The organism is Protofrankia sp. Cj5, assembly GCF_917627405.1.
In the GTDB taxonomy this organism is placed as follows: Bacteria; Actinomycetota; Actinomycetes; order Frankiales; family Frankiaceae; genus Protofrankia.
This window is the reverse complement of record NZ_CAKJTO010000040.1, coordinates 32,681-43,094: the sequence shown is the minus strand read 5'-3', so window position 1 is coordinate 43,094 and position 10,414 is coordinate 32,681. Positions and strand designations below refer to the sequence as shown.

12 protein-coding genes and 2 pseudogenes are annotated in these 10,414 nt (G+C 65.1%); 5 read left to right on the top strand and 9 right to left on the bottom strand.

Translation table 11 applies throughout. The features are described from left to right. Positions 1 to 575: 575 nt before the first annotated feature. From MJ777_RS11060 to MJ777_RS11040, 5 genes and pseudogenes are all read right to left on the bottom strand, one after another. Positions 576 to 1,058: pseudogene (locus MJ777_RS11060) on the bottom strand (recombinase family protein); the annotation flags it as partial. 207 nt (positions 1,059 to 1,265) lie between these two features. Continuing rightward, complete coding sequence (locus tag MJ777_RS11055) at positions 1,266 to 1,826, bottom strand: nucleotidyl transferase AbiEii/AbiGii toxin family protein (protein WP_239375783.1); 561 nt, start codon at positions 1,824 to 1,826, stop codon at positions 1,266 to 1,268. Beyond that, positions 1,823 to 2,113, bottom strand: coding sequence for a hypothetical protein (locus MJ777_RS11050; RefSeq protein ID WP_239375781.1), 291 nt, complete (start codon positions 2,111 to 2,113; stop codon positions 1,823 to 1,825). The genes MJ777_RS11055 and MJ777_RS11050 overlap by 4 nt, the downstream gene beginning before the upstream one ends. 498 nt (positions 2,114 to 2,611) lie before the next feature. Next, positions 2,612 to 2,959 (bottom strand): hypothetical protein, encoded by a 348-nt coding sequence (locus MJ777_RS11045; protein WP_239375779.1) that lies wholly within the window; start codon positions 2,957 to 2,959, stop codon positions 2,612 to 2,614. A gap of 130 nt (positions 2,960 to 3,089) precedes the next feature. After that, positions 3,090 to 3,392, bottom strand: a complete 303-nt coding sequence (locus tag MJ777_RS11040) for a type IV toxin-antitoxin system AbiEi family antitoxin domain-containing protein (RefSeq protein WP_239375777.1) — start codon at positions 3,390 to 3,392, stop codon at positions 3,090 to 3,092. Positions 3,393 to 3,465: 73 nt separating this feature from the next. Between MJ777_RS11040 and MJ777_RS11035 the strand changes: the two genes are divergently transcribed. Beyond that, positions 3,466 to 3,936 (top strand): HIT family protein, encoded by a 471-nt coding sequence (locus tag MJ777_RS11035; protein WP_239375775.1) that lies wholly within the window; start codon positions 3,466 to 3,468, stop codon positions 3,934 to 3,936. A 56-nt stretch (positions 3,937 to 3,992) separates the two neighbouring features. On the opposite strand, the pseudogene MJ777_RS11030 reads toward MJ777_RS11035, so the two are convergent. Both MJ777_RS11030 and MJ777_RS22715 read right to left on the bottom strand, forming a co-directional pair. After that, positions 3,993 to 4,843: pseudogene (locus MJ777_RS11030) on the bottom strand (Tn3 family transposase). A gap of 524 nt (positions 4,844 to 5,367) precedes the next feature. After that, complete coding sequence (locus MJ777_RS22715; RefSeq protein WP_255724038.1) at positions 5,368 to 5,499, bottom strand: hypothetical protein; 132 nt, start codon at positions 5,497 to 5,499, stop codon at positions 5,368 to 5,370. A gap of 46 nt (positions 5,500 to 5,545) precedes the next feature. Between MJ777_RS22715 and MJ777_RS11025 the strand changes: the two genes are divergently transcribed. From MJ777_RS11025 to MJ777_RS11015, 4 genes are all read left to right on the top strand, one after another. Continuing rightward, positions 5,546 to 5,881, top strand: a complete 336-nt coding sequence (locus MJ777_RS11025; protein WP_239375773.1) for a hypothetical protein — start codon at positions 5,546 to 5,548, stop codon at positions 5,879 to 5,881. Between the two features lie 209 nt (positions 5,882 to 6,090). Beyond that, positions 6,091 to 6,213 carry a hypothetical protein gene (locus MJ777_RS22710; RefSeq protein WP_255724037.1) on the top strand — a complete coding sequence of 41 codons (123 nt, stop codon included), beginning with the start codon at positions 6,091 to 6,093 and terminating at the stop codon, positions 6,211 to 6,213. Positions 6,214 to 6,727: 514 nt separating this feature from the next. Next, the gene (locus tag MJ777_RS11020) at positions 6,728 to 8,233 is read left to right on the top strand and encodes a trehalose-6-phosphate synthase (protein WP_239311354.1); all 1,506 of its coding nucleotides are present in this window, start codon (positions 6,728 to 6,730) and stop codon (positions 8,231 to 8,233) included. An 85-nt stretch (positions 8,234 to 8,318) separates the two neighbouring features. Beyond that, positions 8,319 to 8,525 (top strand): hypothetical protein, encoded by a 207-nt coding sequence (locus tag MJ777_RS11015; protein ID WP_239311345.1) that lies wholly within the window; start codon positions 8,319 to 8,321, stop codon positions 8,523 to 8,525. 118 nt (positions 8,526 to 8,643) lie between these two features. Here the strand turns inward: MJ777_RS11015 and MJ777_RS11010 are convergent, their stop codons facing one another. Next, the gene (locus MJ777_RS11010; protein WP_239311346.1) at positions 8,644 to 9,171 is read right to left on the bottom strand and encodes a histidine phosphatase family protein; all 528 of its coding nucleotides are present in this window, start codon (positions 9,169 to 9,171) and stop codon (positions 8,644 to 8,646) included. A 281-nt stretch (positions 9,172 to 9,452) separates the two neighbouring features. Beyond that, positions 9,453 to 9,821, bottom strand: a complete 369-nt coding sequence (locus tag MJ777_RS11005; RefSeq protein WP_239311347.1) for a WhiB family transcriptional regulator — start codon at positions 9,819 to 9,821, stop codon at positions 9,453 to 9,455. Positions 9,822 to 10,414 lie beyond the last annotated feature (593 nt).

Here is a 10,414-nt window from a genome sequence, read left to right as displayed (position 1 = left end):
AAGGACGTGTCGAAGGACGTGTCGAGACCCTCGTCCAGCAGCTGACACTCAAGTTCGGCCCGCTTCCCGAGACGCTGCTCGCCACTGTGCGTAACGCCTCCGCTGACCAGCTCCAGACCTGGACCGTCCGTGTCCTGACCGCTGACACCCTCGACCAGCTCTTCGGCTAGTATTCCAACCTGACTTTTGTGATCAGTTGTGGTCCCTGGGCTGACGATGGGCGCCCGACCCAGCGCTTTCCGACGCAGGTCAGGACACGAAGAAGCCATCGGCGATCATGACGGTTTGCGAGAACTCGTAATGATCAACCGATGGTTTCCTGCCCCAGCGTAGACCCGGACGGATGCAGCGCCGACGTCGAAGCCTTCGCAGCCCGACCTGATTGCCACTGTCGCCGGGTGGACGGACGACCCCGTACGACTCGAGGCTGCCGACGCGCCCGATGCTCTCGAGTGCGCGACAAAACCCCAACTCGCCCACAAGATGATCGAAAAGGCGCTCGACGCAGGTGTCCAGACACGCTGGGTCACGGGATGCCGGTAAGAAACGTGTCACCAGCCGCAAACGGCGATGATCTAGCTGGCCTTCGGTGGGGTGGCGGTGAGCTGGTGGCGGGTGCGGCTGGTGGCGCGGAGTTCGCGGAGGTCAAGGATGTGGTTGTAGAGGGTTCCGGGGCTGACACCGAGCAGCTTCGCGATGGAGGTGACGTTGGGGTTGGGGTTGGGGAGCATGTCGCGGGCGGCACGGATGATCTCTGGGGTGGCGACGGTGGGGCGTCCGCCGACGCGGCCGCGTTCGCGGGCGGCGGCCAGGCCCTCGCGAGTGCCGGTGACGATGAGTTCGCGGATGAACTCGGCCAGCGCGGCGAAGACGTGGAAGACGAGCCGGCCGCCGGGGGTGGTGGTGTCGAGGTTCTCGTGCAGGGAGGTGAACCCCACTCCACGCCGGCGTAGATCCCCCACCCTGGTGATCAGGTCCTGGAGGGAGCGGGAGAGCCGGTCGAGGGCGGGGACGACGAGGGTATCCCCGGGCTGAGCGAAGGCCAGGCAGGCGGCGAGCAGTTCAGCGGGCTCGAAGGCTGTGGTCACGGCCGCGATCATCTCAGCAAACGGTCCCGTCGGGGTTGTTGAGCGTGCCCGTTTTTGAAGGAGTTTTTGACGACTCCAGCGCTGTTGCGGATCACCTCGGGTTGATCTTCAGGAAACGTAGGTTTTTTGAAGATCGGATACTCTTCCGGGGTGCGGAAACGCTGCGAAGCAAGGCCTCTATCGCGTCGGTGGCCGGGGCGCCTGGCCCGGATGAGGCGGGAGCGTGCGAGCCTGCGCAGGCGGGGTCCGTGGACCGGGTCTGGGAGCTGGTTTCCGGGGGAATGACACCGCTCGGAGATCCGAGCGGGGAGGGGACCAGCCGCGTCCTGGTGCCCAGGTGCTGGTCGGAGGCGCTGTGGTCAGCTCTGCCACGAAGCCTGCCGCGGCGCGTTCCATCGCGTCGAAATCGGGGTAGCGCGCGAGCTGTGATTGGTCGGCCTTGAACGTGTTCACCGCCGACCGCCAGGGAACGTCGAGTTCACCGGGCCTGCGGCCGGCTCCATAGACGTGGTAGGGATGGGGCAGGATCTCGCGGCCGAAGCGGACCTGGTTGTTGACCTCAAGCGCCTCCCACATGTGGCGGGCCTCCACGGAACAGGTACGGATCATGTAATGGATGTCGAAGAGGTCCTTGTAGCGGTGGCGAGGGCCGCCTGCGACCTGGCGGGACGAGCGGGGTGCCGGTCCGCTCAGCATGGAGATCTTGTCTGCGAGCTGGCTGGCCGTGGGATACATCATGGGAGTGACGGGCGCCAGGCCGGGCACGGCGATGCCAACGATGGACCGTTCGGCGCGGTGGCCGGGCCGAACAGAGGAACCCGATCGGGCGGCTTGATGTCGATCTCCAGTCCGATTGGGTCGTCGACGGGACGTGCCTGGCCGGGCCCGTATTTCGGATCGATCGGCTGGGCGACGATCACTCCCATGATTTTCCCGCTGTCGTAGACCCTGACGTCGGCGCTGTAGCGGACCAGCCCTGCGAGGCCCAGCGCACGCTCAGTTCGGGCGGTGTCACCCGCGTTCACCGTGACCGCATCCACAGCCTGCTTGACATGAACACCGTAGGATTCCGTGATGTCGAGAGCGCACAGGTCCAGATGAACGCGGATCGGGCCATCACATACGCGGGATGGATTTCGTTCGGCTGAGCGGGAAGAAAGTCGGCAGGCCACGAGAAGTCTGCGGTGGGCCGGGATGGAAGCGCCAACGAACCGAAAATGATCCAGTCGTGCGGGGTTCGGCTCATGAGACGCGCCGCGAAGTCCCCGGTCAAGATCTGGTGAAGTGCACGGTCGGCATTAAACTCCGCTGCACGAGCACGATCGGTGACGTAGGAACGGAACTCCGACCACGAGGGGAACGTCTCACGGAATTCCGGCCCGATGTGGGAGTCTGGGTTATGATTTTCTGCGCCGGCCATGGGCTGACTAACGCTGCGGGCGGGTAGCTGTTCAGCAGGGGTCACAGCTCAAACATCCAGGTCAGAGCGATGATCGCCACTATCCGACATGTCGGAATTCATGCTATAGATAACTATTAATTTTCAAAATGATCATTGTTTCTGGCGTTCCGATCCAGATGACCATGCCGCTGAGCTGGGGGTTTGTCAGCGACCCCCCTGCTGAACAGCTACGCGGGCGGGCGGGGAAGCCTACGCTGCCCTCGTCCGCCGCACGCAGAATCGACTCCAACGAAGCCGCAACTTCACCGCCATAGGGCGATGTCCTGGCGGCTACGTCCAGACCACGGGCCAGCTCGGTCTCGTTCGCTAGGTGGGTGCGCAGAAAGGCGTGGGCGACGCGGCCGAGTTCGGCGAGATCAAACCGCCCGCTGTAGGTTAGATCGCGCAATGTGCGTGCGGGAGTGGTCACAAAGAGATCGGACCGGGTCGTCCACTCATCGGCGGGTACCTCGCCAGAGTGCAGGACGATGCCAGGATGAGAGCTCCTTGGCCGGGCAGGGCCAGCGGGAAGCGTGAACTCCACGCCGGGTCCCGGCCGGTCAGCCAATCCCATAGACCCGCAGCGCCGTGGCATGGGAGACAACGCCGCACCCTGGGGCATCCCGCAGCCACCCTGGCCGCTCCGGGTCCAGCATCAGCCACTGGCTGTACAGCCGCGGAAAAAGATGCCTCCCACCAGCGCGAATACGCATCACCCCCTCGATGACAGGCTCAACGACCCCTGCTTCTTTGAAGCGCCCGAGCTCGACGACCGAGACACCGGCTCTCTCCGCCTGCCGCTCCGTGACACACCCCCACCGACCTTCAGCCAAATCACACAGCGTAGCGACCTGATCGATCATGCGCTTATGCTAAGGTATAGCGCCCGTTGGGGTAGACCGCGCAGACACAGCGCAGGGCACAGAGGGTGTGAACATGAGCAGCGAATGGCTTACCACGTTGGAAAGCGGTGAGGAACCCCACGTTCTCCATAGAATGCGCACTGGATGGGCAGTGCTGGGCAGCACGCAGCATCTCCCCGGCTACTGCCTGCTCGTCTACGCCGGATCGGCAAACCATCTGACGGACCTTCCCCGCCCAGAACGAATGGACTTCCTTTTCGACCTGTCTCTTCTCGGCGAGGCTGTCGCTCAGGTATGCGCGGCTCGCGACGAAGACTTTCTGCGAATCAACTACGAAGTGTTGGGGAACCTCTGGCCGCATCTCCACGGCCATGTACACGCGCGTTACAGGTGGGAGGAGGAGAGTCTCCGGGTCGGCCCCGTCTACCTGTATGGCGCGGAGCGGACGAAGAAGGAACACGCGATTAGCGCGGCACACAACCAGCTTAACGCCGATCTACGAGCGACATTATCCACCCTCACGCGCGACGCATACGGCACGTGACGAGCGTCGCCGAACTCTCCTGGCGAGGGAGGCGGTTACCAGCCGGACCCGGCATCTCAGTCTCTTCCCCCGACCCGAGGTCTGCCAAGCCGGGTCAACACCAGCGGCGCCGCGGTGGACACGCCGAGTGTCAGACGGCTGGTCATGTCGAGTTTCACCTCACCGTACGGGGCGACGTGCGTCCAGAACAAGGGTGTGAGGCCGCGCCGGTCGGCGTCGGTCAGCTGCTCGGCCCAGTCGTCGTCGGCGAGGACGTCCTGGACCATGAGGGTGTTGACGTAGACTAGGGCGGCTTGGAGCACGCGCAGGCAGAGGACGGAGAGTTCCTGCTCGTCGCGGCGGTTGGTGGCGATGTCGCCGCCATGGCCTGGTAGGTGGGGTGGATCGCGTTGGCCCGGATGAAGCGGCGCAGGATCGCCTCGGCGGAAGCGGTGCCGGTCCGGATCGCGGTGGCGTATTTGATCATCTGGTCGTACTGTTCGGCGACGACGTCCCAGCGGATCGGCCGGGTCAGCGCCGGCGCGAGCCGCGGGTAGGCGTCCGGCTCGCCGGCGGCCGGCCGGTAGAGCCGAACCCTGTTGATCCGTTTGATGCGCGGGAGCAGGTCGAAGCCGAGCAGCCGGGTGATCCCGAAGCCGATCTCGGACTGACCGTGGGAGTCGACGTAGTTGCCCTCGACCTCCATCGCTGTGCCGTGCCGGATCGCGCCTTCGACCATCGCGGCGACCTCGGAGGCGGTGAAGGTGAGCAGCTGGGAGTGGATAGCCATGCTCTTGCGCTCGACGTGCCAGTAGATCAGCACGCCGCGGCCGCCGTAAGTGCCACTCGGTGAAGATGTTCTGGTCGAAGGCGCCGAAGCGCGTCGAGTCGCTGGCCACCGCGGTGGAGCCGCCAGCTCGGCGCGCATCTCCTCACGCAGCTGGTCGATGAACATGGTCGGGTCCAGTGGCTTGCGCAGCGCGGCGTAGTGCGCGCCGCGCTGCGCCTCGAAGTCGGCCGGCAGGTCCTTGTCGGGGTTGCGCCACTTCTCCGCGCCGACGACCCAGATCTCCTTGCACCGCAGGCTGTCGCGCAGGGCCTGGAACGTGCAGATCTCGTACACACCGCGCACGACCCGCTTCGGGCCCTTGGCCGGGTCGGTGAACACCAGCTCCGTCCAGTCGCCCAGCAGCCCCTTGTGCGTCGGGACCGTCTCCCCGACGGGGGGGTACGTCAGCCGGGTGTCGGCGTACCGGCGGATCAGGTCGAGGGCGTCGAGGACCGGCCGGTGGGTGTCGTTGTTCGACCGAAACTCCAACACCCCGAGCAGCGCGATCAGCCCCCGCCGGTAATGATTCGAGTACGACGCCTTCAACGTCGTCTGCACGGTGCGCCGGTACACCGGTACACCGGACCCTTCGTCTTGAACTCGGCCACCAGCTCCCGCAGCGTCTACTCACCACCGGCCACCGCCGGGAACACCACCTCGCGGACCTGACCGTCGGGGCTGCCGAGCGACGCCTCGGCGACCGTTCGCCAGCCCCGGCCCATCAGCCGCTCACCGCTGCGCAAGCCCCAGGTCACGGGCCCGCGAGCCGCTCACCGGGGGCAGGCGGTCACACTGGCAGGCATGCCCGTACCGGCCAAACGCCTCAAGGACCTCGTCGAGGGGACTGTCGACCACCGCGCCTCGCAGACCCACCCGGCCCTCCAGGAGATCACGATCCGGTGGCGCGGCGGGTTCGGCTATCTGAGCGCCTGGGCCGGCGAGGGTGACGAGCACGACGAACAGATCCGGCTCTGCCGGATCGAGTACCTCGGCGGCGACGCCTGGGCGTTCGCCCTCTACGACCCGGCCACCGAGAACTACACCCCGGCCGTACTCGTCACCGGCAGCCGGATCGGATCACCCACCGAGGCGTACGACACCGCCGCCATCGTCCACCTCACCGACTACCAAAAGTAACGATCAACCCGGGCGCCAACCGGCAAGGAACTACTGAGGCGCTGCACTAGGTCCGGCGTTGGGTCCCGTGGCATCGCTGGACCTTGATCGCCATGCTGACCTACGCGTTCCTCGCCGTGACGACAGCCCGTGCCCACATGATCGAGCCGGCCGAGGGCCTGATCCCGCCGACCGTCAACGAGGTCCGGCGCTTGTTCGTCTAGGTAGCCATGCCACGACTAGCAGTGACGATCGCGTTCCTGCTGGCCTGGTCCTGGTGGCGGCGCCACCGGCAGTTCCTCGCCAGACACTGCCACTACCGACGCCAGGCCGTGAAGCTACAACTCGACTGATCACAAAAGTCGGGTTGGAGTACTAAGAGCGACCGGCGACAAGGGACGCGGCATTGCGCGGGGCCGGGGCACACACCTCGCCGCATCACTCCCGGCGACTGCCTGCGCCCCAACCTCGCTCCGTGATCCGCACCCCTGCTATCAGGCGCCTCCAATTATATTTGTGGAATTAATATAATTAAGTATGACAAACTGTCATAGCCGGTTGTCAATGTGTCGTGGATGAAGATCTGGGTAACAATTCCGCAGGCTGTCCGCGACGCGGTGCATCCCTTAGCGGGCCTTACTAAAGTCCGAGTTGTCCAGCTGGCCGCCAGTGGCGTGATCATAGTTTCTTCCGTATCGCCGGAAGATCGAGAAAGGCGAGGGAAAGTTGCCGGTGGTGCGATCATGACTTCTGTCATGCCGCCGGCGGCCCAGGGGAATACAACGCGTGGAAGTTCACGGGTCCGGCATCCGATCGGCGCCGCTGCCACGCGACTGAGGAGGCCGCACCATCGTGCCGCTAACCAGCATGCTCGACCTGCCGCTTGTCCTGTTGTCCAACCGCGGCCCGGTGAGCTTCGACCGTGACACTTCAGGGCGGACGGTCACCCGAGGGGCGGGGGGCCTCGTGTCAGCCCTGTCGGGTCTCGCCGAGCACCTCGACGACGCTGTCTGGGTCTGCGGAGCGTCCACTCCGGAGGACACCGTGGTCGCGGGCGAGGCGCGGGGAGGTTCGATCGTCGTACAGACCGCGCCGTCTCCGCATGTGGTCGAAGGCGAATCGAACGGTCCCACCATCCGGGTACGTCTGGTGGTCACCGACCCGGTGGCCTACGCGGACTTCTACAGCGTCTGGTCAAACCCGATCCTGTGGTTCGTCCAGCACGGGCTGTACGGCCGGGTGCTCTCGCCCATCATCACGCAAGCCGAACATGACGCGTTCGAAAATGGTTACGCCGCGGTCAACCAAGTCTATGCGGACGCCGTCATCGACGAAGTTCGCGCCCGCGGCGGCAAAGCGCTCGTCCTGCTGCAGGACTACCACTTCTACCTGGTGGCCGAACGGGTCCGGGAGCTGTGCCCGGATGTCCTGCTCACCCACTTCGTACACGTGCCCTGGCCAGGCCCGGACGAATGGCGGGTGCTGCCCGCGGGCATCCGGAAGCGGCTGCTGAGCGGCCTGCTGGGTAGTGACGTCGTCGGTTTTCACACCCGGCGCTATGCCCGCAACTTCGTCCTGTGCGCGCAGGAGCTGCTCGGCCTGGATGTTGATCTCGATAAACTGTTGGTGGTCGTCGGCGATCGGACGGTACGGGCCCGCTATTACCCGATCTCCGTGGATACGGCCGCGCTGGACGCGACCATGGATACCGAGGAGGTCACCGCGCATGTCACCATGCTGCGCCACGCCTTCCTCGACGGAGACCGGCAGCTCATCCTCCGGGTGGACCGCACCGACCCGAGCAAGAACGTCGTGCGTGGTTTCCTCGCCTTCGGAACGCTGCTCGACCAGCATCCGGAGCTCGTCGGAAAGGTCAGTTTCCTCGCCCTGCTCCAACCAAGCCGCACGGACGTATCCGAGTACGCCGACTATATCGCGCTGATCGGCGCGGTTGTCGCCGAGATCAACGCTCGGCATACCAAGGAGGGACAGCAACCGATCGACCTGCGGATGGCTGAGGACTTCCCGCTCGCGGTAGCCGCCTACTCGATCTGCGATGTGATTATGGCCAATGCCATCGCGGACGGGATGAACCTCGTGGTCAAGGAAGTCGCTGTGGTCAACCGCAGTGGCGGCGTGCTGGCGCTGTCGGAGAACGCCGGAGCCCACGAGGAGCTCGGCGAGTACTCGGTGACCCTGCATCCTTTTGACGTGCAGCAGATGGCCGACGCCCTGCACGAGGCTCTGACCATGCCGGCGCAGGAGCGGCAGCGGCGGCTGGCCGCGGCCGCCGAGCAGGTGCGCACCCATGACGTGGGCCGCTGGCTCGGCGAGCAACTAGACGACCTCGCACGGCTCGCGGGCTATTCCTGAACCCCGCTGAAGTCACCCATCTCGACGGGATTCCGCCGCGGTTCGCGGGGTAGTCTCAGCTGCGACGGACTTCGGTGGACGATGCATGGGAGCGGACGTGGCGAGTTCCGGCGGTCACCACAAGGCGAACACGGGTTCGTGGGCCGCGGTTTTTCTGATCATTGCGGCTTTTTCGGTCGGTGTCTTTGCTCTTGTCCTCCACTCTGTCCCGCTGTGGATCGTGACCGGTGCATCGCTGGTCATCGGCCTGATCGCGGCAGCTGCCTCTCGCATCATGGAGCAGGCCTACTGACCGGGGGCGGGCTCACCTCAACCCCAGGGTGAGGTGAGCCCGCTCGCACAGGCAGCCTGTCCGTCCTCGGCTGCCGGGTCACTCGCGGCAAGCACCTGTGCCCGTGGCTGGCCCAAGGTCAGTGGCTGGCCGAAGCTCCCAGCGAGCGCGGGGTGACGAAGGACACCAGACGTGTCGTGCTCGGCCCGAGCTCGGTCCAGCGGCCCACCGCCAGATCCTCTACCGCCAGCGCGGCCGTGGGAAAGGCAGGAATACGGGAACGCTCGCCGGCTGGCAGCAGACCAGCCGCCAACGCCTGGATACCGGGGTTGTGGCCCACCAGCAAGACGGTGGGCACGCCGTCGTCCAGTTCCCGGAGACGGTCGAGGAGATCGGCGGCATCGGCCAGATAGAGCCGGTCCTCAGCCAGCACCGGGACATCGGGTGGAAGTGCCCCGGCAATGTGTTCGACGGTCTGGCGGGTACGGCGCGCGGATGAGCACAGCACCAAGTCGGGGATGAGCCGCTCGGCGCACAGATGCTCCGCGATCAGACCGCACGCTGCCCGGCCGCGAGGTGACAGGGGCCGGTCGGCGTCCGGTGTGGAGCCGTCGGCCCAGTCCGACTTGCCATGACGCAACAACAGGAGACGACGCGGAGGCCTCACCGCGTGACCTGTACGGATGCGGTGGACGACCGAACACCGCGACCAAGCGCGGGACACCCCGACACGAAACTCCTCCTCGGACGGCAACGACACGCAGCCTGCCCATCTCGGACCGGGGCGTCAATGGTTCTTTTCTGCTCGGTCAAGGCCAGCTGGTCAGATCCGGGATACCCAGGGGACTTTGTGATCATCTGGCTGGTCGCCCGTGGTGTAGTGCTGACCGGTAGCCGACAGACGCCATACCACGGGCGACACGGACGCCGCAGGAGGAGGTGGTAAGATCAGTTCGTAGCGTAGGCAGACAGTAGGAGGCGATCGGCATAAGCCAGCGCGTCGTCCGCGCTCAGACGGCCGCGTGGCACGATTGAGTTGCGCTCATCCGACGTGAGCCCACCCCAGACTCCGTGCTCCTCTTGACGGAACAGCGCCGTGGCGAGACAGGCCCGTCGTACCGGACAACTTGCGCAGATCTTGCGGGCTCGGGTTTCGGCTGCGGCTCGAGCCTTGGTGTTGCGACCGTCCGGTGGGAAGAACGCATCGGGATCCCCGTCCCGGCAGGCCGCGTTCTGCCGCCAGTATGCCGGCCAGCCAGGGCCGTAGGGCTGTGGTGGGAGGTCCCGGCCGGGCAGGACAGGTACGCCGGCGCTCATGGCATTCTGCCGATCATGATCGAATCCGTACGCAACAGAGATAGGGGGTCGGGAACGGCAGCGCTGCCCGGGGGCAGCGAACGCGACTGACTGGGCATACCGTCTCCTGCTGGACATCGCTTGTGGCGGACATAACAGGGACGAGCACCACATAGATGTGTTTTAACGCACATCTACTCTGCTCGGGTGGGACCACAACAGGTGCGGAGAGAGGACGAGGTTCTCCGGCGTGGAGTGCACCGCACCGCTGGCGCCAAGTACACCGGAAACGAACCTGTCTCGTCTCGTTAACCGAGGAACGTAGACGGCTCTCGACCGGATAGCAAGGGTTCCGGAACGGTCACGTCCGCGGTCTGTGTCACACGTCGCACCACGACGTCTGTGATCGTTGTTCCAACGCGAATTAATCGCTCAAAGTTATTTTATGGATACAAATTGTAAATGCCCGGCTCATCTTTTATATGACGAACCGGGCATTTCGGGCATCCAACGGTCAAGCTGTGTCAAAAACGTTGATTGGCACGATTGCAAGCGTGAGCAGAATCACAATAATGATCGTTAGCCCGCATGGCCGACGGCGCGCTCTTAGAGCG